Below are 25,289 nucleotides of genomic sequence, written 5' to 3'. Positions count from 1 at the left end.
TTAGAAAAAATGAGAGAAAAAATGAAAAAATTTATAGTTGAACCTGAATTTTGGGAACTTTTTCCTGAGACAAAAATTGGAATTGTTTTAGCTAAAAATATTGATAATAGTATGGAATCAAGTGTTGACATCAAAAAAAATCTTGCTGAAGCGAATGAAAATGCAGAGCAATTTTTAGAAGCGGCTGTTTTTAGTGAAAATCCTGTAGTCTCTGTTTGGCGCAAGGCTTATCAACAATTTAAAACAAAAAAAGGGGCTAGAAGTTCGATTGAAAATCTGCTTAAACGAGTAGATAAAGGTAAAGCTGTGGGCTCGATTAATCCTTTGGTTGATATTTACAATAGTATTAGTTTGAACTATGGACTACCTGCTGGTGGTGAGGATATTGATACTTTTGCAGGAAATCTACGTTTGACAAAAGCTGCTGGTGGCGAACATTTCTTGGCTTTGGGTGATGATGAAGCTGACAATGCCCTGCCTGGCGAAATCTGCTATCTTGATGATGAAGGGGCAGTTTGTCGTTCATGGAATTGGCGTGATGGTCAAAGAACGATGCTGACAGAACAAACCAAAAATGCTTTTTTGATTATTGAATCTGTCGACCCTGAACGCGGTCAAGTTTTAGAGGCTGCAACGCAAAAATTAGCTGAATTGAGTGAAAAATACTTAGGAGGAACAGCAGAAGTCCTCCTAGTCACTAAAGAAAATCCAGAAATTTCTTTAGACTAGCGTTTTATGACATCTAAAAAAATTAGATTTACTGACAGATAAGAGTTTTAGTAGGAAAGTTGATGATACTGTCAATAAAAAAGAGCCGTCAGTAAATCTGACGGTTCTGTCATTAATTATTTTTATGATAAAATAGAAAAAATCTGAGGTTGTATATGATTTATATGAGAAAAGCAGGCCCGAAAGATTTGCTTTCAATTATGAAAATTATTGAAGAAGCAAGAGCTTTTTTGGCTGATTCTGGCAGTGACCAATGGCAAAATGCTTATCCAGCTGTTTTTGATATTGAAGAGGATTTTGCGAAAGAACAGGCCTATGTCTTGCTAGCTGATGATAAAATAGCTGGTTATTGTGCAATTATTACAGGTGAAGAACCAGCTTATACTCAAATTACTGACGGCGCTTGGTCAAATCAAAATTTTGATTATGTGACTATTCATCGAATTGCTTTATCTAACGAATTTCGTGGACAATCTTTGACAAAATATCTATTTTCAAATATTTTTACCTTGATGTTATCTAAAGGATACTCTGATTTTCGCCTAGATACCCACCCGGTCAATAAATTGATGCAACATGTCTTTGAACGTGAAGGCTTTGTAAAACGAGGGCTTGTTCAATTTGAAGGTGACCGTTTTGCTTATCAATTGGAGCTCAATAAATAGATGAATAAAAAAGAACTTATTGATTTTTGCTTGTCTCTTGGGCCGACTTTTGCAGATACTCCCTTTGCCAAAATGGAGAAGGGTCAGCCGACGGTAGTGATGCGACATCTAAAGAATAAAAAATCATTTGCTTATATTTCTGAGCGAGAAGGCCGAGTCAATATCGCAATCAAGCAGAAGCCAGAAATCGCAATCGAATTGCGAGATTTCTTTGTGGATATTAATCCAGCATTTCACATGAATAAAACGCATTGGAATGATGTTTTGCTTGATGGAGATGTTGCTGATGAGCAAGTTTGCAAAATGGTTGAGCAAAGCTATGATTTAATCAAACCCAAAAGATAATGATGAGCCAACAGCTCTGAATTTTAATAGGAGAAAAAATGACTTACGAACAAAATTTTTTAAAAGATTTTCAAGAATGGGTGGACCAACAAGTTCAAATTTCTGAACTTGCCATGAAAGCAGCTGAAAAAATTGCCACAGAAGACGGTAAAAAAGAAGCGAAAGAAGCAGCTATTCGCTATGAAAGTCGTTTAGACGCTTACCAATTTTTGCAAGGAAAATTTGAAAACTACAAAAATGGTAAAGATTTCCATGACGTTCCGGATTTTGGAACAAAAACATTTTAATGAGTGACTTCTAACCATTAGATAAAAGGAGATTCAAATGAATTTTAAGAAGATGGTTGGTAATCAAGTGCGAGTAAGAGCTCTCGCTTAGATTACCGCAAAGTCTTATTTCTTTGCGGATAAGAACAAATTTAGTTCACCCTCCTTGAAGTGGATGAAAATAGACAAAATGGAACCTGTGTCTTGCACAGAACCACATTTTCTCAATTTTCATAACTTCAAAGCAGTCGGGTTCACATCTTAAGGAATAAGAAAATGTTAAAACCATATGAATATAATCGAATTAAATACCTGACCTTTGACCTGGTCAATGTCTATCACTCTGTCAATGATAAATCGACAGTTGAGGCAGTTTACGCCCAAGTCGCCACAGAAATTTTGCAAATCGCTGAAAATGCTGACAGTCTTGTCAGTGAAAATAATCTGTCAGTAAAAGTTGCTATTCAAGAATACTTATCAGCCATTGATAATCCTAAATTATCAAGAGAACAAGCTGAAAAATTACTGACAGAACTTAAAACTTTAGTCGAAGCTTTTCATTTACCGAGCGAAGCTCAAATGAAAAAAGCTTTCAAAAAAGTTAAAAAGTTAAAAATTCCAGCGACAAGTCAATGGGATTTACGTGATGTCACTTACTTTGCTTGGAATGAAGTTTCCAGTGGCCGAAAATATCTTTTGACCGCTGACGGGCGTGGTTTCTATGGCAGTATCTCTGGCAGTATGAAAAATATCTGTGCCATTTGCCAAAAAACAAGTATCGTCACTCAATTTCTAGCGACAACAAAAAGAGGCGCAGACGGGACCTATACTAAAAATGGTACCTATATTTGCTTAGATTCTGAACAATGTAATCAGCAAATTCAAGCCAAAGAAGGCTTGGAGCATTTTTTAGAAATCATTAAAGAAAAATAAAAATTTAGAAGTATCTTGTAAAAAAACAAGAATTCTGCTAAAATAAAAGCAAGTTGACGAGGAGTAATAAAGCAAGACTTATAGAGAGAACACGGCTGGTGAAAGTGTTCAGTCAAACTTTATGAAGGTTGCGTCATTTCAAGAAAATTAAGGCATAAAATGAGTGTCGTCAATTGACGAAAATCAGGTGGTACCGTGCGGAAGCACCCTGGAGAATAAATCAGGGTGCTTTTTTTGTACCCAAAGGAGAAGAACATGACAAACGAACTAACCCCAAAATTCAACCCGACAGAGGTTGAGGCAGGACGCTACGAAAAATGGCTTGAAGCTGATGTTTTCAAACCTTCTGGAAATCCCGATGCAGAGCCTTATAGCATCGTTATTCCACCACCAAATGTGACAGGAAAACTCCACTTGGGTCATGCTTGGGATACAACGTTACAAGACATCATCATTCGCCAAAAACGGATGCAAGGTTTTGATACGCTTTGGTTGCCAGGAATGGACCATGCGGGGATTGCCACTCAAGCAAAAGTTGCTGCCCGTCTTGCCGAAGATGGTATTTTACCACAAGATCTTGGACGTGAAAAATTCCTTGATAAAGTTTGGGAGTGGAAAGATGAATATGCTGCAACCATCAAGGAACAATGGGGAAAAATGGGGATTTCTGTTGATTATTCTCGTGAACGTTTTACTCTTGATGAAGGACTTTCGCAAGCGGTTCGTAAAGTTTTTGTCCAACTTTATAATAAAGGTTGGATTTATCGTGGCGAAAAACTCATCAACTGGGATCCAAAAGCGATGACTGCTTTGTCAGACATTGAGGTCATTCACAAAGAAATTGATGGGGCTTTTTACCACATCACTTACCAAATTGAAGGAAGTGATGAGTTTGTTGAAATTGCCACAACACGCCCAGAAACTTTCCTTGGTGATACAGCTGTTATCGTCAATGAAAAAGATGAACGCTATAAACATTTAGTGGGCAAAAATGTTATCCTCCCAATCATTAATCGTGTCATTCCGATTTTGACAGATGACCATGCTGATATGGAAAAAGGAACTGGGGTTGTAAAAATTACACCTGCACATGACCCTAATGACTTTGAAGTTGCGATGCGTCATGATTTGCCAATGATTAACATGATGAACAATGACGGAACCATCAATGAAAATGGTGGAAAATATGAAGGACTTGACCGTTTTGAAGCCCGCAAACAAATTGTTGCTGACCTCAAGGAATTGGGGCAGTTGGTTGATATAAAACCAGTCCGCCATGAAGTTGGGCACTCAGAGCGAACAGGAGTGGTTGTTGAACCACGTTTATCAACACAATGGTTTGTCAAAATGGACGAATTAGCTAAGAATGCAATTGCTAATCAAACAACAGAAGATGCAGTAGAATTTTATCCGCCACGTTTCAATGATACTTTCATGCAATGGATGGAAAATGTTCATGATTGGGTTATTTCACGTCAACTTTGGTGGGGACATCAAATTCCAGCTTGGTATAATGAAGCGGGTGAAATGTATGTTGGTGAAGAAGCACCTGAGGGAGAAGGTTGGACACAAGATGCCGATGTACTTGATACTTGGTTTAGTTCAGCTTTGTGGCCGTTTTCAACAATGGGTTGGCCAGACGAAAACTCAGCAGACTTCAAACGTTATTTCCCAACAAGTACCCTTGTAACAGGTTATGATATTATCTTCTTCTGGGTTTCACGCATGATTTTCCAATCTTTAGAATTCACTGGTAAATCACCATTTCACAATGTTTTGATTCATGGTTTGATTCGTGACGAAGAAGGACGTAAAATGTCTAAATCGCTCGGTAACGGAATTGACCCAATGGATGTGATTGAAAAGTATGGAGCTGATGCACTCCGTTGGTTCCTATCAAATGGTTCTGCACCAGGACAAGATGTACGTTTTTCTTATGATAAAATGGATGCCGCTTGGAATTTCATCAATAAAATTTGGAATGTTTCACGTTATATTTTGATGAATGCAGAAGATGTCAGCGCTGATGCTGTTTCTTCGGCTTTGACAAAAGTTGCAAATAAAACTGCTGGTAATGTCACTGACCGTTGGATTTTGACACGTTTGAATGATACTGCCCGGCGCGTGACTGAACAAATGGATAAATTTGAATTTGGTGTTGCTGGTCATATTCTTTACAATTTCATTTGGGATGAGTTTGCAAACTGGTATTTGGAATTAACAAAAGAAGTCATGTTTGGTGAGGATGAAGCTGAAAAAGACATTACACGTGCAGTATTGCTCCATGTTTTAGATCAAGTTTTACGTCTATTACACCCAATTATGCCTTTCTTCACTGAAGAAATCTTTGAAAAATTACCAAACACTTCTGGTTCAATTGTTGTTGCCGAATATCCAAAAGTACGTCCAGAATTTAATGATGACAAAGCAAGCGAAGGTGTGGCGATGTTAATTGAATTAATTACAGCCGTTCGTAATATTCGTGCTGAGGTTAATACTCCATTGTCTAAAGCTGTTCCAATGTTGATTAAATCTGAACATGCAGATTTCTTGAATGCTGTTTCTCCTTATATCAGCCGTTTCACTAATCCTTCGGAATTAACAATTGCTAAAGACTTGGCGGTTCCAGAACAAGCGATGTCAGCGGTCATTACTGGAGCAGAATTATACTTACCATTGGCCGGTTTGATTAACATCGAAGAAGAAATTGCTCGACTTGAAAAAGAATTGGCTAAATGGCAAAAAGAGTTAGATTTAGTGAATAAAAAATTGGGTAATGAACGTTTTGTGGCGAATGCTAAAGCAGAAGTTGTTCAAAAAGAAAAAGATAAATTAGCTGATTATCAAGAAAAATTCGATACTGTGAAAGCTCGTATTGCAGAATTGAAAGAAAACTAATATAAAAAACCAGTAACTTTTAAGCTACTGGTTTTTTTAGAGTAAAATCAAAAAAATTCCTAAGAGAACAAAAAATAAAATAAGGAAAGCAGTGATTCTTTTACTAGATTTTGTATGTGGATTAATACTTACGCCTAAATTAAATTTTCGTGGAGTCCAGAAATCAGTTTCTTTACTGACCGTTTGTTCACCATATTTCTGAAAAAAGAAGAGTAGTAATGCAATGCTAAAGCATTCTAAGATGGCAGAAATTCTGACGAAATTTACAGATAGGATTGAGCAAATAATTGTACTGACAAAAGTTAAAAACACTAAGAAGATACTAAGAATAAGACCAAATTTATAAAATTTAGTATTTTTTGACATCATCAAACCTCCATACTTACTTTTATTATAATTCTTTTTAAGAAAAAGTGCGCAGAAATTTATAAATGATTAAACAAAAATTACTGACAGAATTTCCTGTCAGTAATTTTTATCTCTAAGCTTTGCTGATTTCTTTTTTATAAAGATTTCCCCAAGCTGCCATCGTATCATGGATTGGTTTGAGAGTTCTTCCAAGTTCTGTCAGTGAATATTCAACACGAGGAGGCACCTCTGCATAGACTTCACGATGAACCAGCCCGCTTTCTTCGAGGGCACGTAAATGTTGGGTCAAAACTTTTTGTGAAATATGTCCAACTGAACGTTGAAGTTCGCCAAAGCGCATGGTTCGCTCTAATAAATCACGGACAATGAGCATTTTCCAGCGGTCGCCCATCAAAACAAGTGCTGTTTCAACAGGACAATCTGGAAGTTCAGAAATTTTTTTCATTTTTTTATTACCTCAAATCGCTGATATTATACAATAGTATATAAAAGGGATGTATCTAATTTTCAAGTGCTTACTTTACATAGTGGTAGTACAATGATATTATACACTTAGGTAGTCAAAAAAGCAAGCTACTTTATAAGATATAAAATAATAAATAAATGGAGGATTTAACATGAAATATTTAGTAACAGGTGCGACAGGTGGATACGGTACTTATGCACTCGGATTTTTGAAAGAATTGGTTCCAATTTCTGATATTGCGGTTTTGGCTCGCACAGAAGAAAAAGCAGCCCCACTCAAAGCGGCAGGTTTTGATGTACGTTTGGCAGATTATTCAGATTTAATTGCTTTAGAACAAGCATTTACAGGAATTGACCGTTTGCTTTTTGTTTCAGGAGCGCCGGGAAATCGTCAAGCTGAGCATCAAAATGTGGTTGATGCAGCCAAAAGTGCTGGGATTTCTTATATTGCTTATACAAGTTTTCCTCAAACAGAAACGGCAACAAGTGACTTAGCTGCTGACCATATTTATACTGAAAAGGCGATTGAAAAATCAGGAATTGCCCACACATTTTTACGTAATAACTGGTACTTTGAAAATGAAATGCCAATTATTGCTGCTGCACTTTCAACTGGAAAATTTGTTTACAATGCACCAACAGGTAAAGTGGGATGGGCTTTGAAACGCGAATACTCAGAAGTTGGGGCAAAAGCACTTGCGGGAGCAGATTTTCCAGAAGTTTTGGAGCTTTCAGGAAAAAGATTGACCTACGCCGAACTTGCTCAAGCACTCAAAGCAGTTTCTGATAAGGAATTTGAAGTAGTCGCAGCTGATGACAAAGCTTTTGTCAGTCATTTAGTTGAAACTGGACTTCCAGATTTTGTAGCAGAACTTTTCCTTGGATTCCAAAAAGATATTGAAGCAAAAGATTTAGATGTGGAATCTAAAGATTTTGAAGAAGCCTTGGGACATTCACTGACAGATACAAAAGAAGCTTTGAAAGAACTTTTGGCATAATAAAAAAATTACTGACAGAGCTGTCAGTAATTTTTATTTGAGTTTATAAGATAATTTCTCAACAAATTCATAAGCAGCTGGACAGTAAAGTGTATTTTTTATCGTTAAATTGTTGATTTGATAAATCTTTTTACGGTCAGTATGGGGAAATTCGCGACAAGCTTTAGGACGAACTTCGTAAATACTACAGAGATTGTCAGAACCAAGAAACTGACAAGGCATGGTTTGAAAAACTTTGTCACCATCTTCGTCAGTTCGCAGATAAGTGGCTTCAAAGTCACTCACTTTCATTTTTAAATGTTTTGAGACGCGTTCAATATCGGCCTCTGTCCAAAGAGGGCCTAAGGTCTTGCAACAATTAGCACATTTGGTGCAGTCAATTTCTAAAAAAACTTCTTCATGAACTTCTTTAACGATTTTATCTAATTGCTTTGGTGGTTTTTTGGCAAGCCCAGCTAAAAATTTCTTATGTGTCTTTTGTTTTTGTTGGGCTAGATTTTTATAACGGTCAAGGTCAATTTCAAATGTATATTTCATCATTAATATTTTAGCAAAAATTTGCATGAAAGACTGATTTGTCAGTCGTCAAAGAGATTTGACACCCTCAAAAAAATTGGGAGTCAACTTATCAGTAAATCTTTTGATAACAATAATTATTCATTGAAATCTTAAACTAAATTTTTACGAAAAAAGCTGTCTCAGAGCTGGAAAAGTTTCAGAGCTGGAAAGCTAAACAAATAAGCGCTTACATAACCTTTAGTATTGTTAAAAAGCCGAAAAAGTGATAAAATGAACTAGAAAATTCGAAGATAAAACAATGCAAAAGTTGTCGTTCTTCAATAGCTAAATTCTCGTAAAAAACGAGAAATTGAAAGGAATTAAAATGGCTCATATTAAATTTGACTATTCAAAACTCACTCCATTTGTAGCTGAAAATGAATTAGACGAAATCCAATGGCAAATCGACGGGGCAGCTAAATTGCTCCACGAAGGAAAAGGTGCTGGGAGCGATTATATCGGATGGCTTGACCTTCCTGAAGATTACGACAAAGAAGAATTTGCTCGTATTCAAAAAGCAGCTAAAAAAATTCAATCTGATTCAGAAGTTCTTATTGTTATCGGTATCGGTGGTTCATACCTCGGTGCACGTGCAGCAATTGACTTTTTGAGCAACAGCTTTGTTAACTTGCAAACTGCCGAAGAACGTAAAGCACCACGTATTCTTTATGCTGGTAACTCAATTTCTTCATCATACTTGGCTGACCTTGTAGATTACGTTGCTGACAAAGATTTCTCTGTAAATGTAATCTCTAAATCAGGTACAACAACAGAACCAGCGATTGCTTTCCGTGTCTTCGAAGAAATGTTAGTTAAAAAATACGGTCGTGAAGAAGCAAACAAACGTATTTATGCAACAACTGATAAAGAAAAAGGTGCTGTAAAAGTTAATGCTGACGCAAATAACTGGGAAACTTTTGTTGTTCCAGATTCAGTTGGTGGACGTTTCTCAGTATTGACAGCTGTTGGTCTTTTGCCAATCGCAGCTTCAGGTGCTGATATCACAGCTTTGATGGAAGGTGCTAACGCTGCGCGTAAAGAATACACTTCTACAAATGTTCATGAAAATGATGCTTACGCATATGCTGCACTTCGCAATATCCTTTATCGTAAAGGCAAATTCTCAGAAATCTTGATCAATTACGAACCAAGCCTTCAATATTTCTCAGAATGGTGGAAACAATTGGCTGGTGAATCAGAAGGGAAAGACCAAAAAGGAATTTACCCAACTTCAGCTAACTTCTCAACAGACCTTCACTCATTAGGACAATGGATTCAAGAAGGAACACGTACTGTTTTTGAAACAGCAATCCGTATTGAAAAACCACGTAAAAACATCAACATTCCAGAACTTGACGCTGACCTTGATGGACTTGGATACTTACAAGGTAAAGATGTTGACTTCGTTAACAAAAAAGCAGCTGACGGTGTGCTTCTTGCTCACACTGACGGAAATGTTCCAAACATGATCGTGACATTGCCAGAACAAGACGAATTCACACTTGGATATGCAATTTACTTCTTTGAACTTGCTATAGGTGTTTCTGGTTACTTGAACGGAATTAACCCATTCAACCAACCAGGTGTTGAAGCTTACAAGAAAAATATGTTCGCTCTTCTTGGTAAACCAGGATTTGAAGAACTCAGCAAAGAATTGAATGACCGCCTTTAATCTTTGATTAAAAGTGTCATAAAAATCACTGACAAGATTTCTGTCAGTGATTTTTTGTATATTTTCATAAGTTATATTTTCAATCTCTGTATTTTATTAACAACTTTTAAAAATCTACCTAGTTTTTGTTTATTATTTGTGCTACAATTATAGATAAATTAAAAAAATCGGAAAATTTAAGGAATAATATGAAAGAGTTTTGGAATTTAGACAAAAATTTGCAACTCCGTTTAGGAATTGTTTTCTTAGGTGCCTTTTCATATGGCACCGTTTTTTCTTCAATGACCATTTATTATAATCAACATTTGGGAAGTGCCATTACAGGGATTTTGCTTGCCTTATCTGCGGTGGCCACTTTTGTCGCTGGAATTCTTGCAGGCTTTTTTGCTGACCGAAATGGTCGAAAACCAGTGATGGTTTTTGGGACAGTGATTCAACTTTTGGGTGCTCTTTTAGCTATTGCCTCAAACTTACCTGGTCACGTGAATCCGTGGTCCACTTTTATTGCTTTTTTACTAATTAGTTTTGGTTATAATTTTGTGATTACTGCAGGAAATGCCATGATTATTGATGCATCGAATGCTGAAAATCGTAAAGTTGTTTTTATGTTGGATTATTGGGCGCAAAACTTGTCAGTTATTTTAGGAGCAGCATTAGGTGCTTGGCTTTTTAGACCAGCATTTGAAGCACTTTTAGTGATTTTACTTTTAACCGTCTTAGTCTCATTTTTCTTAACTACTTTTGTAATGACTGAAACTTTTAGACCGATTGTAAAGGCCAAAGAGGAAGCAGAAAATATTTTTCAGGCCTATAAGACAGTGCTACAAGATAAGACTTATATGATTTTTATGGGAGCTAATATTGGGACTACTTTTATTATCATGCAATTTGATAATTTTTTGCCTGTTCATTTATCAAATAGTTTTAAAACAATCACTTTTTTTGGTTTTGAAATCTATGGACAACGGATGCTTACGATTTATTTGATTTTAGCTTGTGTGTTAGTGGTTCTATTAATGACCACCCTAAATCGCTTGACCAAGGACTGGTCACACCAAAAAGGATTTATTTGGGGGAGTTTATTTATGGCAATTGGGATGATTTTTTCATTTTTGACAACGACGTTTACACCTATTTTCATTGCCGGTATCGTTTATACTTTAGGTGAAATTGTTTATACACCAAGTGTTCAAACTTTAGGTGCAGATTTGATGAATCCAGAAAAAATTGGTTCTTACAATGGCGTTGCCGCAATTAAGATGCCAATTGCCTCCATTCTTGCCGGTTTACTTGTTTCGATTTCACCAATGATTAAAGCAACAGGAGTTTCTTTAGTCTTAGCATTAACTGAAGTTCTAGCGATTATTTTAGTACTTATTGCTGTAAATAGACACCAGAAAACAAAAATTAATTAAAAAAATGACCTCTAAAAAAAGAATTTATCTTGAAGAGGGGTCAAGATAGATTTTTTATTGATAAAAACAGAAAGAAATAAAATGAAAGATTTTTTTGGATTACATCCAACGCTTAAAATTCGTTTAATTATGAATTTTTTTGGGACGCTTTGCTTTAGTACAGTGGGTGGCTCAATGACAATTTACTACAATAAATATATGGGAGCAGGAATCACGGGATTACTTTTAGTCATTAGTTCAGTCATGGTTTTCTTGGTTGGGCTTTATGCTGGCCATTTGTCCGACGTTCAGGGACGAAGACCTGTGATGATTTTCTCAACTGCCATTACTGGTTTTGGTGGAGCTTTAGCAACATTTGCAAACTCATCTTTTTACTTCAATCCTTGGGTCACTTTTTTAGGATTTCTTATTATCAATTTTGGTTTTGGCTTTTTTAACACCGCAAGTCAAGCGATGATTGTAGATTTGACAACAAGTGAAAATCGGCGAGTCGTTTATAGTATTCAATATTGGATTATCAATTTTGCAATCATGATTGGTTCAGGACTTTCAGGCTGGTTTTTCCGAGATTATTTGGTTTGGTTACTTTTAGCTATCACAATTGAAGAAATCGTTAGTTGTTTGGTTGTAATTTTTTGGATTGATGAATCCTTCAATCCAGATACTCAGCAGCATAAGCAAGAATCAAATATTATTAAAGCTTATTTCACAGTTGCTAAAGACCGTATTTTCATGTATTATTTATTTGCTTCTATCTTTATTGCGATGATTTTTAATCAAATTGATTATTATCTTCCCGTCCATTTGAGTGATAGTTTTAGAACAGCAAGGATTTTTGGAATTGAAGTTTATGGACAACGGATGTTGACAATTTTCCTAATGGTCAATACCTTAGTTATCGTATTGTTTATGGGGAGAGTCAATAAACTAACTAAAAATTGGTCACGAAGTAGTGGAATATCCATTGGAATTATTTTGCAAGGTTTGGGATTCATGATTGCATTTCTTGGTCGTGATTTAACTTGGGAACTGGTTGCAGCATTGATAGCAACAATTGGTGAAATGATTTTGGTTCCATTTTCACAGGCTCTGCGGGCCGATTTAATGGACGGAGACCAAGTGGGAACTTATACAGGAGCTTTTTCAGTGACTCAGCCTATTGCTTCGGTCTTGTCAGGAATCCTTGTGTCCCTCTCAAGTCTTTATGGAAATATTGGGATGACCATCTTCATGTTTTTCATTATTGTATTAGGGGTGCTGCCCTCACTAGGAGCAATTCGGATGCATGAAAGTCATTCATGAGTTAAATATAGGTAAAAATAAGTTTCAAAAGTTAGAATGAAATTCTGATTTGAGAAACTTATTTTTTTGTCAGTAAAATAATAAGAAAATTTTTACTGACAGAACCTTTAGACCAAGGCTTACAGGGAGATTCGGCTCTCCATTTGAAATTTTGTGATATAATTATTTTCATGAGAGTAGTTTCAGGAAATTATGGCGGAAGACCGCTGAAAACATTGGCAGGAAAAACAACAAGACCAACCACCGATAAAGTTAAAGGAGCCATTTTTAATATGATTGGCCCTTATTTTGAAGGGGGACGTGTTCTTGATTTATTTGCAGGCTCAGGCAGTTTGGCAATTGAAGCCATTTCAAGAGGAATGGATCACGCCATTCTTGTCGAAAAAGACAGAGCAGCTCAACAAGTCATTTTGGAAAATATTAAGATGACCAAAGAGCCTGAAAAATTTCAATTATTAAAAATGTCAGCAGAACGAGTCTTATCAAACTTGTCAGAGACTTTTGATTTAGTCCTCTTAGACCCACCTTATGCTAAGGAACAAATTGTTGAAAACTTAGAACTTTTGCAAGACAAAAAACGACTGACAGAAAATGTAATTGTCGTCTGTGAAACAGACAAGGAAGTTGAACTCCCTGACCAAATTGGGAAATTAGAGCTGACCAGACAAAAAACTTATGGAATTTCTAAAATTTCAATTTATGAATTTTGACTTTTACTGACAGAAATTCTGTCAGTAAATTAAGAAAGAAAAAAGTAATGACAGAAAAAATTGGACTCTTTACAGGAACTTTTGACCCACTGACAAATGGTCATTTAGACGTTATCAAACGTGCCAGTCAACATTTTGATCAACTTTATGTTGGAATTTTTAAAAATGACCAAAAAAATCCACTTTTTCCAACTGATAAACGAGTGGAAATGCTAGAAGAAGCACTGACAAGTCTGTCAGTAACTCATAAAGTCAAAGTCATCAAACATGAACGTGATTTGACAGTGAATATTGCTAAAAAACTTGGCGTGACAGCTCTGGTTCGTTCTCTGCGTAATAGCCAAGATTTAGAATATGAAAAAAATATGTTCTATTTTAATATGGAGATGACAGGCATTGAAACCATCTTTTTCTTAGCAAAACCAGAACTCGAACCATTAAATTCCACACGGATGCGAGAATTACATGCCTTTGGGCAAGATGTCAGCGCTTGGGTTCCAGAAAATGTGAGTCGTGAATTAAGGAAATTAGATGAAAAAAAATAAAAAACTTAATCCCAAAATAAAATGGGGAATCTCAATTGGTCTAATTATTATTGCTTTACTTGTTTTAGTCTATCCAACTAATTACTATGTAGAGATGCCTGGAACAACCGAGCCCTTAGGAAAAATGGTCAAAGTTGAAGGCAAAAAAGATGAACATAAAGGTGATTTTTTCCTGACGACTGTCCAAATTGCACGAGCAAATCTTGCTACAATGATTTACAGCCATTTTAATAGTTTTACAAGCATTTACAGTGAGCAAGAAATGACTGGAGGTCTTAATGACGCACAGTTCAACCGTGTCAACCAGTTTTACATGGAAACCGCACAGAATACAGCGATTTATCAAGCTTTTAAATTAGCTAATAAACCTTATGAACTTAAATATGAAGGCGTTTATGTCCTTGATATTGCCAAGAATTCGACCTTTAAAAATAAGCTAGAACTTGCAGATACGATTACAGCAGTCAATGGTCAACAGTTTACATCAAGTGCCGACATGATTGCTTATGTTTCCAAACAAAAAGTCGGTGATTCAGTAACGATTGAATACACGAGAATTGACGGCACAAAGCACAAGTCAACTGGCAAATACATCAAAATTGCTAATGGCAAAACAGGAATTGGGATTAGCCTAGTTGACCATACTGAAGTCGTGACGAATCCGAAAGTTACTGTCAACGCGGGTTCAATTGGCGGTCCTTCTGCGGGGATGATGTTTACACTAGAAATTTACAGTCAGTTGACAGGAAAAGATTTGCGAAACGGTCGCGAAATTGCTGGAACTGGAACGATTGAACACGACGGAAGCATTGGCCAAATCGGCGGTGTTGATAAAAAAGTAGCCACAGCGAGTAAAGAAGGGGCAAAAGTCTTCTTAGTGCCTGATTCAGGCACCAAAAAGGAAAGTAGCAACAATTACCTTGGAGCCAAAGCCGCCGCTAAAAAACTAAAAACGAAGATGAAAATCGTTCCCGTCAAAACAATTCAGGACGCTTTAGATTATTTAGAAAAATAAAAACTACTGACAGCTTTTCTGTCAGTAGTTTTTTCATCGGATATTTTTGGAATATATGACAAAAGATAAATAAAATAAATTTTTTTATAAAAAGTTTAGAATTGGGGTTTTGAAAGTAAAAACTGGAGATAGAGTAATAAAAATAAAGAAGAAAAAAAGAGAGCCAATATAGTAACAACGTGGGTTTTCTCATGAACTTAACAATTAATAGAGTTTTGGCATATATTCCAAATAAAATTTATACTATCAATAATTTTGATAAAATAACAGATACCAATTGAATCAAAATTGGTATCTGTCTATATTAAAAGGAGATTTATTATGCAAAAAGAACTTAAAGAACAATCAACCAAACCAGAGCTTTTGGCAATGCTTAAAAATGTATTGGAAAATAGTTCAATGGCTAAGGGAGATGGATGGGCTGCTAGCAAATAAAATTTGATAGCAGAATTGGCGACGTTTAGTCGCCTTTTTTTGAGTAATATTTAGAAAGGATGTTAATATGTACGTTTTATCAGATGAATTATTATTTAGAGTTGAGAAAAACGGCGGAATTTTAATAAATAAAAATAATTTTAGCAGATTAGAATTGTCAGAAAGTGAGTCTATTTTTTTATCTTTAGTAAAAGAAATGGGAAAAGAAAAAGCATTTAACGAATACATAAAATATTTTAATGCTGATTCTCTAACAAAAATTTTACGAGAAAAAATTTATAAAAAAGGAGAGATAGAAGAAAAAGAGGTATCTTCTTTCTCAATTATTAATAAAATACAAAGTAAGATTAAAGAGCTGAAAAAATTAAATCAAATAGAGTTAGTGATTTATCCTAGTATGTATTGCAATCTTCATTGTGGCTTTTGCTTTCTTGCAAACAGAGAAGACGAAAATGTTCATCTTGCAGATGATTGAAAAAAGATTTTAAGTCAAGCAAAAGAAAATGGAATTTTATCATTTTCTATATTAGGTGGGGAGCCAACGAAATATAAAGACATAGATAATCTTTTAAAAATTATTGATTCATTGAAAGTAGTGACAACAATAACAACAAATGGTCAAGAGATAAAAAAATCAACAATAGATATTATTTGCCAATCTGATTATATTACCCCAGTTATATCTCTTGAATCAATAGATGATTTTAAAAATTTTGAACTCATGGGTACAAGGGCAAAAAGAGGAATAGAATTAATAAAGCTTTTTCATGAAAGAAAAAAGAAAGTCAGATTAAATACGGTTTATTCTAATCAAAGTGAAGAGGATATTATGGAGCTCTTGAAGTTTGCGATTAAAAACGAAATTGACCGTTTTTCTATTGCGGACTACTCCGAAGTGACTGGTTTTACAAAAATAACAAAAATATACAATATATCAGACCTGAGAAAATTAGAAGAAAAAGTTAGAAGATATCTACTAGATAATAAAATAGATAATTTCAATTTTTCAGTTGAAGGATGTTTTTATTTTACGGCTTTTCCAGAGTTAATTGAGGAGGGAAAAAATCTATCGGAATTTGAAAATATGTATTTTGGTTGTAGAGCGAAGCATACGAAAATGGAGATTTTATCTAACGGGGATGTCTTACCTTGTATTGCATTTTTAGGTGAAAAGCATACTTCCAATGCTTTTCATCAAACATTGACTGAAATATGGAAAAACGATTCAAATTATACAGAAGTTAGAGAATTTAAAACAGAAAATAAAGATTGTTTAAAGTGCTCAATGTTAAGAATTTGCGAGGGGGGATGCTATCCCAAATTACAAAGAACATTAAATCCTAACTTTACGAAAGATAAAACTTGTCAGCTATGAAAATCATAATCAAATATAAACAACTTTTTCTATTTAAACTCTTTTTGTCCCTCCTTCCCTATTTTTTTATTAGCATATTAATTATGAATGCTTTGGGTTATAGATATTCTGAGATTATGATTATTAGTGCAATGACGCAAATAATAGGAGTGATTTTAAATCTACCGCTAGGTATTTATGCTGAACAAAAAAATAGAAAAAAAGTATTATTACTTAATAATATTTTGTCAATTATTGCTTTTACCCTATTTTTATTTGAAAAATTTTATTTAGCAATCTTAGCAGCGGTCATACTTGGGATATCAGAAGCTCTATCTTCTGGAGTAATGCAAACTTTTTCTTATGAACAATTTCCAGATGATGTTACATATCGCAAATATCTTGAAGGCAGCAGTTCAATACAATATCTTGCAATATCAGTGATGACAATTATCACACCAGCCATACTACATTTCAATCGTTTTTTACCAATCATAATATCAGTAGCATTTATTGTTTTTTCAACCATTTTTTTATGTTTTATAAAATTAGAAAAAAGAGAAGAAAAACAAGAAGAAAAAATAACTATTAATATAAGGACATTACGAAAGGGATTAAAAGTATCGTCTAAGCTAAACTTATTCATTTTATTAGGAATAACTGTCACAACACTCATCATGTCTGTCAATAGTTGGAGTAGTATTTTATTGAAATATCATTATTTTCCACTTAAGTATTTAGGGCTTGTTTTGTTTACTTTTAATGTATGTATGGCAATTGGGAGTCGAATAAAGTGGAAAAAATTATCGATAGTTATGCTATTACCATTAATATCAATTCTTTTATTTTTTACAAAATCGGTATTTACTACTATTGTTTTATTTTCTATTTTTAGATTAATAAATGGTGGCTATAATAACTTTTTCATTGGGGAATTTAATAAACTAATAAAAAATAATCGAGTAGTTTTCTGGTCAATATATGATACATTTTTATCTCTGTTTTTTATTTTTGCTGATTTATCAAGCGGTCTAATTGCCCAAAATTTAACTGTAGAATTTATTTATTTAATATTTGGTCTGATTTCCTTACTTATTCTCCTAATTTATCTTTTAGCTAGAAAAAATATTTATTTTAGAAAAATAAAAAACTACTGACAGAAAAGCTGTCAGTAGTTTTTTTATCTAGTTTACAAGCTAAAAGCAAAGTTGTATAATAATTTCAAATAATTTAATAAATTTGGAATATATGACAAAGGGAAAATGAAATGGAAAAAAATTTAAAAGCCGGAATAATAATTGCTTTTATCAGAGAAACGAAGCATCTGAAATTAAAAGAAATGACTGGTGGCGATTTTTCAGAATCTCAGCTCGCAAAATTTGAAAAAGGAGAAACAGAGATTACGGTGGGTAAACTATTTACCGTTTTAGAAAACTCAAATGTCTATTTAGATGAATTTCAAAACCTTTATAACGAATATGAACAATCAGATGAATACAACTACCGTCACGAGTTGGCTGTGGCTTATGCGCAAAAAAATATCAAAGTAATAAAGGAAATTCAAAATTTTTGGGAAGAAAAATGCCAACAGAAACCTGATAATAAATTTTATCAGATTAATAAAATAGTGGTTAAAATCAACTTAGCAATGGCAAAAGGTTCTATTGTTTTTAAGGAAGATACTGACTTTTTGATGAACTACCTTGAATCTATCAGCGAATGGGGACGCTATGAACTATGGATTTTTGGGAATTGTCTTCGACATTTTGATGATAATGCTTTAGAGTATTATGGAATGCAAATTTTAGGAAAAGCAAATTATTATCACTCAATTCATCTCAATCAGCAGATCGTAATAAGAACATTTTTAAATCTTATTGATACTTGGTTACGTCGAGAAAATTTGATGCAAGCTTTTAAATATATCAATCACTTAAATGAAATAGGAATAAGTATCAATTTTTTCTATGAAAAAATTATTTTAAAATATCATGAAGCTCATTATAAAGTATTGCAAAAACAAAACGGAGCGATTGAAGAAATGAAAAAACACGCGCAAACCTTGGGAGATTACGGTTACTCAGTAGAAGCAAAAGCTCTTTTTGAAGAAATTGAAAAATTATAATCCTTTGACATTAATTTATATTCTATTAAAAAAGCGCCCAGATAAATTTATATGGGCGTTTTAATTACTTTCATCAATAGATTATTAGTATTGGTCTAACAAGAGTTGTTTAATCTCATCAATTCTTGGTTGACGAGGATTAGCAGGAGTACATTGATCATCATAAACAAGGTCAGCCAATTTATCAAGTTCACGTTCAAGGTGAGCTTTATCGACACCATTTCCTGAAAGGGTGATATTAATATCAATGCTATCAGTCAGTTTCTTAAGTTCAGCAACCAGAGCTTGCACAGCTTTTTCATCTGAATCATCTTTACCAGCAAATCCCATGAAGCGTGAAATTTCAGCGTAGTCCTCTTGAGCACGATATGTTTCATAACGTGGGTAAGGGGTACGTTTAACGTTTCCTGTTACAGCGTTAAATTTAATGACATGTGGCATAGCAATGGCGATGGCAAGACCATGAGGAAGTCCAAATTCACCACCAATTTTATGAGCAAGTGAGTGGTTAATTCCAAGGAAAGCATTAGCGAAGGCCATACCAGCGAGTGTTGCAGCATTGTGCATGTTTTCGCGGGCTTTTTGTCCTTCTTTAGTTGGATGCGCTGGGTCATAATGATAAGACTCAGTCAAGTTTTCAAAGATGAGTTTGATCGCTTGAAGTGAAATTGGTTTTGTATAGTCAGAAGACATAACAGAAACATAAGATTCAAGCGCGTGTGACATCGCATCAATACCAGACCAAGAAACAGTACGTTTTGGTACAGTCATAACAAACTCAGGGTCAACAATGGCAACTTGTGGTGTTAATTGGTAGTCAGCAAGTGGGTACTTAACATGAGTTTCATCATCAGTGATAACTGCAAATGGAGTCACTTCAGAACCAGTACCAGAAGTAGTAGGAATTGCAACCATTTGTGCTTTATGTGGATGGTAGAATTTAATAATACGTTTACGAATATCGACAAATTTTTGAGCTAATTCTTGGAAAAGTTCTTTCAAACTTGCATCATCAGAAAGGTCAGCTTCACCACGAGCATCATATTCATAAATCAAACGACCAATCTTACCAGCATCAAGAGCAGAACCACCACCAAGACAGATGACAGTGTCAGGTTCAAATTGTTTCATTTGACGCGCGATTGCAATAGCTTCGCTCAAAGTTGGGTCAGGTTGAACAGAGCCATAAATGCTTGTTTCAACTTGAGTTGGGCGGATAGCAAGTTGTTCCAAAACTTTATCAACGAAACCAAATTTAACCATACCAGGGTCAGCAACAATGAAAGCTTTGTGGACGTGTGGCAATTCTTGTAAGTAAGAAATTGCATTTTTTTCGTAGTAAATTTCTTTTGGCAAACGAACCCATTGTGGGCGATTACGACGTTTAGCCACTGTTTTAACATTCAATAGATCGTATGTACTCAAATTGTGTGAAAGTGAATTTTTCCCCCATGAACCAGTTCCAAGTGTAAGTGATGGACGCATTGCATCAGTATAGATATCTCCGACCCCACCAATAGAATCTGGTTGGTTAACGAGGATACGAGAAGCTTCAACTTTTTCGCCATATTCTTTAACGAATGGATCATCCATTGCACCGATTTGAATTGCAGCATTATGTCCAGCACCTTGATATGCAAGTAAGCTACGTACAATCTCAATTCCTTCTTCACGTGTTTCTGCTTTGTAGATTGAGAGTAGTGGAGAAAGTTTTTCAGAAGAGAGTGCTTCACCAATATTTTTCTTATCAAGTTCAAAAAGAAGAACATCTTTATCTTTAGGAACATTGACGCCAGCTTGTTCAGCAATCCATTGACCAGAACGACCGGCAACAGGTCCAGTTACTCCAAAGCCTTCACCAGCACGTTCAACAAAAACGAAACTTTCAATAGCTTTGTAGTCTTTTTTAGGAACCATATAAGCGCCTTGCTCTTGCATTTTAGCAATAAATTCATCATAAACTGAAGCATCAATAACAGCTGAATTTTCAGTTGCACAAATCATCCCATTGTCAAAGCGTTTTGAAAGCAAAAGATCTTCAACGGCACGTTCAATATTTGCAGTTGCATCAACATAAACTGCACCATTACCAGCTCCAACACCAAGTGAAGGATTACCAGATTTGAGTGCGGCATTTACCATTCCTGGACCACCAGTTGCAAGAATTGTTGCCAGTCCACGGTTTTGAATCAAGGCGGTAGTCATGTCAAGGCTTGGTACTTCAATCCATTGAATAAAGTCTTCCGGTGCACCAGCTTCAATCGCAGCATCGTAAACAATTTTTGCTGCATGGCTTGAACATTTTTGAGCTTGTGGGTGGAAAGCGAAAACAATAGCATTACGTGTTTTTGCAGTCAATAAAGATTTAAAGATTGCTGTTGATGTAGGATTAGTTGTTGGAACGATACCAGCAAGTACACCGAGAGGACTTGCAATTTCAACAGATCCAGCAACTTTGTTTTCAGAAATGACACCAACGGTTTTATCATTTTTTATTGCGTTATAAACAGATTCAGAAGCAAAGTGGTTTTTGGTATCCTTATCTTCAACAACACCACGACCAGTTTCATTAACAGCTTCATGAGCGAGTTCTAGAGAATGTTTGCTAGCTGCAAGAGCCATTGCAGCGACAATAGTATCGACTTGAGTTTGTGTATATCCTTCAAATTTAAGAACAGCAGCTTGTGCTTTTTTGACTAATTTGTCAGTATAAGCAACAGCTTCTTGGAATTTTGCGGCTTTTTCTTCAGCGCTTAAAACTTTCTTTGCAGCTGGAGCGGCTTTTTTAGTTGCCATATTTGTAGGTTCTCCTTTGTGATTTCATTCACTTTCTTTTACGTGAATAGTTTAACAAAGTTTTTTATAGATGTCAAGCGATATTGTGATAATTTTTACAAAAAAACTCATCAAAAGTTTAGAAAAACGGTTTATAACAAGCTTTGTTGGAGAAAAAAATATTGCTAATTCTTTGATAGGAATTAGCAATATTTAGTAGTTTATCAGCCAAACTTTGTGAAAAAATAGAATTTTATAGAGGTAAAACACAAGTAATTTCAGGAGCATAAAAATCTTTTTGTTCCAAAGTTAAAGTCCCGGTTTTTTTATCTCGCAAGAAAAGAGATAAATTATCAGATTCTTGATGAGCAACAATGATATAGTCTTCGGTTTTGTTGAAATTAAAATCACGTGGGAAATGACCTTCAGTATTTGTCCAGCCAATAGTTTCAAGTTTTGTACCAAGTGGACTAACTTTGTAAGTTGCCAAAGAATCATGTCCACGATTGGAAGTATAAAGGAATTTACCGTCAGATGAAATACGGATGGCAGCAACACCATTTGCTCCATGATAATCTTCAGGCAGAGTGCTAATTGTTTGAAGACGAGCAAAGCGTCCTTTTTCTTCATTGTAGCTTAAAACTTCAATTGTTGAATTTAACTCTCCGACCAAATAAGCAATTTTACCATTTGGATGGAAAGTAATATGGCGAGCGCCCATTCCTTTTTCTGCACGATAAATCGTGGCTATATTAAGTTTACCCTCTCCAATAACATCGTAAACTGTAACTTCATCTGTTCCTAAATCACAAGTAACGAGTCGTCCGTCAGGAGTCAAATCAGAATAATGGACATGTGAGCTTGCTTGTTCTGGACGTGGTCCAGAACCATTATGCCTAACTGTATCCGTTAAACTAAGAGAGCCGTTGGCTTGAATTTTATAAACACGAACTTCACCAAGGTGGTAGTTTGCTCCATAAACTAATTGACGAGTTTCGTCGACAGCAACGTAACAAAGTGGGGCACCTGTGGTTGTGACATTTCCGAGATGAGTGGCAGTTTCGCCATCGAAATCAAAGGTAGCGATTCCACCACCGTTACTATCAGCTGCACATGTATATAGGTGTCCCTTTTCATCGAGAGTGATATAAGTAGGGTTTTGAACCGCAGCGACTTCATTTAATGATGATAATTCAGCATCTTTAATATCCAAAAGAACACTATAAACGCCTTTAGATACACGTTTTGTATAGCCACCTAAAAGGATTTTTTCTTTCATATTTCTCTCCTCACAAACTAATTTATTTACTATAATTATTTTATCACAAAAAAAGCGGTTTCAGCAAAATATTAATTTTTTTCTTAGAAAAAAATTTGAAAACTTACTCTTTTAGTGATTATAGAGCCTAAATTAACAATTAAATTTGTTAGACAATGGGAGTGGCTAGAAAAATAGATTTACTGAACAATAGAAGCATGAATAGATACTTGCAAAAATAGGTCAAACAATGTATAATGATAGAGTTGCTATGCAACCATCTCGCATTTCGTCTCGACAAAGTCGTAGTGTACGCAAGTATTGCGGCTGCGGATGACAGATGAAAGAGGAAAAACTATTTTAAAAGGAGACATTAACATGTCAGTTATTTCAATGAAACAACTTCTTGAAGCTGGTGTTCACTTCGGTCACCAAACTCGTCGTTGGAACCCAAAAATGAAACCATACATCTTCACAGAACGTAATGGTATTCACGTTATTGACCTTCAAAAAACTGTAAAACTTGTTGACGATGCTTACAACTATGTGAAAAACGCTTCACAAGAAGGTGCAGTAGTTCTTTTTGTTGGTACTAAAAAACAAGCTGCAGAAGCAGTTAAAGAAGAAGCTCTCCGCGCTGGTCAATACTATGTAAACCACCGTTGGTTGGGTGGTATGCTCACTAACTGGAATACTATCCAAACACGTGTGACACGCCTTAAAGAAATCAACAAAATGGAAGAAGAAGGAACTTTCGAAGTTTTACCTAAGAAAGAAGTAGTTCTTCTTAACAAAGAACGCGAACGCCTTGAAAAATTCATCGGTGGTATCGCTGATATGCCTCGTATTCCAGATGTTATGTACATCGTTGACCCACATGCTGAACAAATCGCAGTTAAAGAAGCTAAAACTTTGGGAATCCCAGTTGTAGCAATGGTTGATACAAACGCAGATCCAGAACCAATTGACGTAGTTATTCCTGCAAATGATGATGCTATCCGTGCTGTTAAATTGATTACAGCTAAAATGGCAGACGCTATCATTGAAGGACGCCAAGGTGAAGATGCAGCGGAAGATTTCGTAGCAGAAGAAGCAGCTTCAGAAGAATCACTTGAAGAACTTGCTGAAATCGTTGAAGGTAAATAATTTTTAACTTCAACTTATACTAATTAAGTAACTACAACAGGCGAGGCCTTACGCCTCACCTGTTTTTTTAAAATATAACTACTGTCAATACTGACAGAAAAAAACACATAGGAGATTTACAAAATGGCAGTAACAGCAGCTCAAGTAAAAGAATTACGTGAAAAAACTGGTGCAGGGATCATGGACGCTAAACGCGCTCTTGTTGAAACTGACGGAAATATGGAAGCGGCAGCAGAACTTCTTCGTGAAAAAGGGATTGCAAAAGCAGCTAAAAAAGCTGACCGCGTAGCCGCTGAAGGACTTACAGGGATTGCCGTAAACGGTAATGTTGCAGCGATTGTTGAATTGAACTCAGAAACAGATTTCGTAGCTAAAAATGATCAATTTGTTGCTTTGGTTAAAGAAACAGCAGAACTTATTGCAGCCAATAAACCAGCAACTAACGAAGAAGCATTGGCGATTAAAACAGCTTCTGGTATTACTCTTGAGGCAGAGCTTGTTCAAGCGACTGCTACAATCGGAGAAAAAATTACTTTCCGTCGTTTCGCAGTTATTGAAAAAACGGATGGTCAACACTTTGGTGCTTACCAACACAACGGTGGTAAAATCGGTGTTATATCTGTTATTGAAGGCGCCGATGAAACACTTGCTAAACAAGTATCAATGCATATTGCTGCAATGAACCCAACAGTTCTTTCAGCTGATGAACTTGATTCAGAATTTGTTAAAGCTGAATTGGCACAAATGAATCACAAGATTGATGAAGACAACGCTAGCCGTGTACTTGTTAACAAGCCGGAACTTCCACACCATGAATTTGGTTCTAAGAGTCAATTGACAGAAGAAGTTCTTGCAGCAGCGAAAGCTTCATTTGAAGAAGAACTTAAAGCTGAAGGAAAACCAGAAAAAATCTGGGATAAAATTCTTCCAGGTAAAATGGCAAAATTCATCGTTGACAACACAAAAGTTGACCAACAATTTGCTCTTCTTGCACAACTTTACATCATGGATGATAGCAAAACGGTTGAAGCTTTCCTTGAATCAAAAGGAGCTAAAGCAATTGCATTCACACGTTTTGAAGTTGGTGAAGGAATTGAAAAAGCTGAAACAGACTTCGCAGCAGAAGTTGAAGCAGCTAAAGCGGGACTTTAATTTACTTAAAAGGCAACCACTGAAGGTTGTCTTTTTTACTTTAAACATAAAAATATGATTTTCGACTATAAAACTAAGAAAATAGTGTATTTCTTTGACGCAATATGCTATAATTATATTTGAGATTTTCTATCCATTTAAAATCTATCTGACCTAAGT

At 35.3% G+C, this 25,289-nt stretch carries 25 protein-coding genes; 20 read left to right on the top strand and 5 right to left on the bottom strand.

Going from position 1 to position 25,289, the window contains the following annotated elements; all coding sequences use genetic code 11:
- The first annotated feature begins 21 nt into the window (after positions 1–21).
- From QJV49_RS06685 to QJV49_RS06660, 6 genes are all read left to right on the top strand, one after another.
- On the top strand, positions 22–729 hold the full coding sequence (locus QJV49_RS06685) for a B3/4 domain-containing protein (protein WP_225512976.1): 708 nt from the start codon (positions 22–24) through the stop codon (positions 727–729).
- Between the two features lie 155 nt (positions 730–884).
- Positions 885–1,394, top strand: coding sequence for a GNAT family N-acetyltransferase (locus QJV49_RS06680; RefSeq protein WP_225512975.1), 510 nt, complete (start codon positions 885–887; stop codon positions 1,392–1,394).
- Positions 1,395–1,739, top strand: a complete 345-nt coding sequence (locus QJV49_RS06675) for an MmcQ/YjbR family DNA-binding protein (protein WP_225512974.1) — start codon at positions 1,395–1,397, stop codon at positions 1,737–1,739.
- Between the two features lie 38 nt (positions 1,740–1,777).
- Positions 1,778–2,026 carry a DUF1912 family protein gene (locus tag QJV49_RS06670; protein WP_003132639.1) on the top strand — a complete coding sequence of 83 codons (249 nt, stop codon included), beginning with the start codon at positions 1,778–1,780 and terminating at the stop codon, positions 2,024–2,026.
- Positions 2,027–2,281: 255 nt separating this feature from the next.
- Positions 2,282–2,938 carry a FusB/FusC family EF-G-binding protein gene (locus QJV49_RS06665; RefSeq protein ID WP_015427198.1) on the top strand — a complete coding sequence of 219 codons (657 nt, stop codon included), beginning with the start codon at positions 2,282–2,284 and terminating at the stop codon, positions 2,936–2,938.
- Between the two features lie 255 nt (positions 2,939–3,193).
- Positions 3,194–5,836: a valine--tRNA ligase gene (locus QJV49_RS06660; protein WP_225512973.1), complete on the top strand. Its 2,643-nt coding sequence runs from the start codon at positions 3,194–3,196 to the stop codon at positions 5,834–5,836.
- 36 nt (positions 5,837–5,872) lie between these two features.
- On the opposite strand, the gene QJV49_RS06655 is transcribed toward QJV49_RS06660, so the two are convergent.
- The gene (locus QJV49_RS06655) at positions 5,873–6,205 is read right to left on the bottom strand and encodes a hypothetical protein (protein ID WP_281449115.1); all 333 of its coding nucleotides are present in this window, start codon (positions 6,203–6,205) and stop codon (positions 5,873–5,875) included.
- Between the two features lie 112 nt (positions 6,206–6,317).
- Complete coding sequence (locus QJV49_RS06650) at positions 6,318–6,650, bottom strand: helix-turn-helix domain-containing protein (protein ID WP_023164672.1); 333 nt, start codon at positions 6,648–6,650, stop codon at positions 6,318–6,320.
- A 172-nt stretch (positions 6,651–6,822) separates the two neighbouring features.
- On the opposite strand from QJV49_RS06650, the gene QJV49_RS06645 reads away from it, so the two are divergent.
- On the top strand, positions 6,823–7,668 hold the full coding sequence (locus QJV49_RS06645; RefSeq protein WP_225512971.1) for an NAD(P)H-binding protein: 846 nt from the start codon (positions 6,823–6,825) through the stop codon (positions 7,666–7,668).
- Between the two features lie 33 nt (positions 7,669–7,701).
- Here QJV49_RS06645 and QJV49_RS06640 read toward each other — a convergent pair whose 3' ends face one another.
- Complete coding sequence (locus tag QJV49_RS06640) at positions 7,702–8,208, bottom strand: YkgJ family cysteine cluster protein (protein ID WP_225512980.1); 507 nt, start codon at positions 8,206–8,208, stop codon at positions 7,702–7,704.
- A gap of 343 nt (positions 8,209–8,551) precedes the next feature.
- On the opposite strand from QJV49_RS06640, the gene QJV49_RS06635 reads away from it, so the two are divergent.
- From QJV49_RS06635 to QJV49_RS06585, 11 genes are all read left to right on the top strand, one after another.
- Positions 8,552–9,898: a glucose-6-phosphate isomerase gene (locus tag QJV49_RS06635; protein WP_010906353.1), complete on the top strand. Its 1,347-nt coding sequence runs from the start codon at positions 8,552–8,554 to the stop codon at positions 9,896–9,898.
- Positions 9,899–10,086: 188 nt separating this feature from the next.
- The gene (gene lmrP, locus QJV49_RS06630) at positions 10,087–11,313 is read left to right on the top strand and encodes a multidrug efflux MFS transporter LmrP (RefSeq protein WP_225512970.1); all 1,227 of its coding nucleotides are present in this window, start codon (positions 10,087–10,089) and stop codon (positions 11,311–11,313) included.
- Between the two features lie 81 nt (positions 11,314–11,394).
- Positions 11,395–12,615: an MFS transporter gene (locus QJV49_RS06625; RefSeq protein ID WP_225512969.1), complete on the top strand. Its 1,221-nt coding sequence runs from the start codon at positions 11,395–11,397 to the stop codon at positions 12,613–12,615.
- A gap of 170 nt (positions 12,616–12,785) precedes the next feature.
- Positions 12,786–13,325, top strand: a complete 540-nt coding sequence (gene rsmD, locus QJV49_RS06620; RefSeq protein ID WP_225512968.1) for a 16S rRNA (guanine(966)-N(2))-methyltransferase RsmD — start codon at positions 12,786–12,788, stop codon at positions 13,323–13,325.
- 47 nt (positions 13,326–13,372) lie between these two features.
- On the top strand, positions 13,373–13,870 hold the full coding sequence (gene coaD, locus QJV49_RS06615; RefSeq protein WP_010906348.1) for a pantetheine-phosphate adenylyltransferase: 498 nt from the start codon (positions 13,373–13,375) through the stop codon (positions 13,868–13,870).
- On the top strand, positions 13,857–14,885 hold the full coding sequence (locus QJV49_RS06610; RefSeq protein ID WP_225512967.1) for a SepM family pheromone-processing serine protease: 1,029 nt from the start codon (positions 13,857–13,859) through the stop codon (positions 14,883–14,885). Before coaD ends, QJV49_RS06610 begins: the two co-directional genes overlap by 14 nt.
- 321 nt (positions 14,886–15,206) lie before the next feature.
- Positions 15,207–15,320, top strand: a complete 114-nt coding sequence (locus tag QJV49_RS06605; RefSeq protein ID WP_011836076.1) for a KxxxW-cyclized peptide pheromone — start codon at positions 15,207–15,209, stop codon at positions 15,318–15,320.
- A gap of 67 nt (positions 15,321–15,387) precedes the next feature.
- Entirely contained in the window at positions 15,388–15,795 is a 408-nt protein-coding gene (locus tag QJV49_RS06600) for a hypothetical protein (protein ID WP_225512966.1), read from the top strand.
- A 6-nt stretch (positions 15,796–15,801) separates the two neighbouring features.
- Positions 15,802–16,695 (top strand): KxxxW cyclic peptide radical SAM maturase, encoded by an 894-nt coding sequence (gene kwcM / locus QJV49_RS06595; protein ID WP_225512979.1) that lies wholly within the window; start codon positions 15,802–15,804, stop codon positions 16,693–16,695.
- Positions 16,692–17,831, top strand: coding sequence for an MFS transporter (locus QJV49_RS06590; protein WP_012898644.1), 1,140 nt, complete (start codon positions 16,692–16,694; stop codon positions 17,829–17,831). The genes kwcM and QJV49_RS06590 overlap by 4 nt, the downstream gene beginning before the upstream one ends.
- Before the next feature lie 110 nt (positions 17,832–17,941).
- A complete protein-coding gene (locus QJV49_RS06585) occupies positions 17,942–18,799 on the top strand; it encodes an Rgg/GadR/MutR family transcriptional regulator (RefSeq protein WP_225512965.1) in 858 nt (285 codons plus the stop codon).
- Positions 18,800–18,883: 84 nt separating this feature from the next.
- Here QJV49_RS06585 and adhE read toward each other — a convergent pair whose 3' ends face one another.
- The gene (gene adhE, locus QJV49_RS06580) at positions 18,884–21,595 is read right to left on the bottom strand and encodes a bifunctional acetaldehyde-CoA/alcohol dehydrogenase (RefSeq protein ID WP_225512964.1); all 2,712 of its coding nucleotides are present in this window, start codon (positions 21,593–21,595) and stop codon (positions 18,884–18,886) included.
- Between the two features lie 232 nt (positions 21,596–21,827).
- The gene (locus QJV49_RS06575) at positions 21,828–22,853 is read right to left on the bottom strand and encodes a lactonase family protein (protein WP_225512963.1); all 1,026 of its coding nucleotides are present in this window, start codon (positions 22,851–22,853) and stop codon (positions 21,828–21,830) included.
- A gap of 357 nt (positions 22,854–23,210) precedes the next feature.
- Here QJV49_RS06575 and rpsB point away from each other — a divergent pair, with 357 nt between their 5' ends.
- Together rpsB and tsf are read left to right on the top strand one after the other, a co-directional pair.
- A complete protein-coding gene (gene rpsB, locus QJV49_RS06570) occupies positions 23,211–23,978 on the top strand; it encodes a 30S ribosomal protein S2 (RefSeq protein ID WP_011836067.1) in 768 nt (255 codons plus the stop codon).
- A 123-nt stretch (positions 23,979–24,101) separates the two neighbouring features.
- Positions 24,102–25,130 (top strand): translation elongation factor Ts, encoded by a 1,029-nt coding sequence (tsf, locus tag QJV49_RS06565; RefSeq protein ID WP_225512962.1) that lies wholly within the window; start codon positions 24,102–24,104, stop codon positions 25,128–25,130.
- Positions 25,131–25,289: the final 159 nt, after the last annotated feature.

The organism is Lactococcus sp. NH2-7C (assembly GCF_029953655.1).
Lineage (GTDB): Bacteria > Bacillota > Bacilli > Lactobacillales > Streptococcaceae > Lactococcus > Lactococcus lactis.
This window is presented reverse-complemented; position numbering and strand designations above follow the sequence as displayed.

Bases quoted from the DNA above. Each gene is read 5' to 3' on its own strand.
- QJV49_RS06685 (WP_225512976.1), top strand. From the start codon at position 22: ATGAAAAAATTTATAGTTGAACCTGAATTTTGGGAACTTTTTCCTGAG.
- QJV49_RS06680 (WP_225512975.1), top strand. From the start codon at position 885: ATGATTTATATGAGAAAAGCAGGCCCGAAAGATTTGCTTTCAATTATG.
- QJV49_RS06675 (WP_225512974.1), top strand. From the start codon at position 1,395: ATGAATAAAAAAGAACTTATTGATTTTTGCTTGTCTCTTGGGCCGACT.
- QJV49_RS06670 (WP_003132639.1), top strand. From the start codon at position 1,778: ATGACTTACGAACAAAATTTTTTAAAAGATTTTCAAGAATGGGTGGAC.
- QJV49_RS06665 (WP_015427198.1), top strand. From the start codon at position 2,282: ATGTTAAAACCATATGAATATAATCGAATTAAATACCTGACCTTTGAC.
- QJV49_RS06660 (WP_225512973.1), top strand. From the start codon at position 3,194: ATGACAAACGAACTAACCCCAAAATTCAACCCGACAGAGGTTGAGGCA.
- QJV49_RS06655 (WP_281449115.1), bottom strand. From the start codon at position 6,205: ATGATGTCAAAAAATACTAAATTTTATAAATTTGGTCTTATTCTTAGT.
- QJV49_RS06650 (WP_023164672.1), bottom strand. From the start codon at position 6,650: ATGAAAAAAATTTCTGAACTTCCAGATTGTCCTGTTGAAACAGCACTT.
- QJV49_RS06645 (WP_225512971.1), top strand. From the start codon at position 6,823: ATGAAATATTTAGTAACAGGTGCGACAGGTGGATACGGTACTTATGCA.
- QJV49_RS06640 (WP_225512980.1), bottom strand. From the start codon at position 8,208: ATGATGAAATATACATTTGAAATTGACCTTGACCGTTATAAAAATCTA.
- QJV49_RS06635 (WP_010906353.1), top strand. From the start codon at position 8,552: ATGGCTCATATTAAATTTGACTATTCAAAACTCACTCCATTTGTAGCT.
- lmrP (WP_225512970.1), top strand. From the start codon at position 10,087: ATGAAAGAGTTTTGGAATTTAGACAAAAATTTGCAACTCCGTTTAGGA.
- QJV49_RS06625 (WP_225512969.1), top strand. From the start codon at position 11,395: ATGAAAGATTTTTTTGGATTACATCCAACGCTTAAAATTCGTTTAATT.
- rsmD (WP_225512968.1), top strand. From the start codon at position 12,786: ATGAGAGTAGTTTCAGGAAATTATGGCGGAAGACCGCTGAAAACATTG.
- coaD (WP_010906348.1), top strand. From the start codon at position 13,373: ATGACAGAAAAAATTGGACTCTTTACAGGAACTTTTGACCCACTGACA.
- QJV49_RS06610 (WP_225512967.1), top strand. From the start codon at position 13,857: ATGAAAAAAAATAAAAAACTTAATCCCAAAATAAAATGGGGAATCTCA.
- QJV49_RS06605 (WP_011836076.1), top strand. From the start codon at position 15,207: ATGCAAAAAGAACTTAAAGAACAATCAACCAAACCAGAGCTTTTGGCA.
- QJV49_RS06600 (WP_225512966.1), top strand. From the start codon at position 15,388: ATGTACGTTTTATCAGATGAATTATTATTTAGAGTTGAGAAAAACGGC.
- QJV49_RS06590 (WP_012898644.1), top strand. From the start codon at position 16,692: ATGAAAATCATAATCAAATATAAACAACTTTTTCTATTTAAACTCTTT.
- QJV49_RS06585 (WP_225512965.1), top strand. From the start codon at position 17,942: ATGGAAAAAAATTTAAAAGCCGGAATAATAATTGCTTTTATCAGAGAA.
- adhE (WP_225512964.1), bottom strand. From the start codon at position 21,595: ATGGCAACTAAAAAAGCCGCTCCAGCTGCAAAGAAAGTTTTAAGCGCT.
- QJV49_RS06575 (WP_225512963.1), bottom strand. From the start codon at position 22,853: ATGAAAGAAAAAATCCTTTTAGGTGGCTATACAAAACGTGTATCTAAA.
- rpsB (WP_011836067.1), top strand. From the start codon at position 23,211: ATGTCAGTTATTTCAATGAAACAACTTCTTGAAGCTGGTGTTCACTTC.
- tsf (WP_225512962.1), top strand. From the start codon at position 24,102: ATGGCAGTAACAGCAGCTCAAGTAAAAGAATTACGTGAAAAAACTGGT.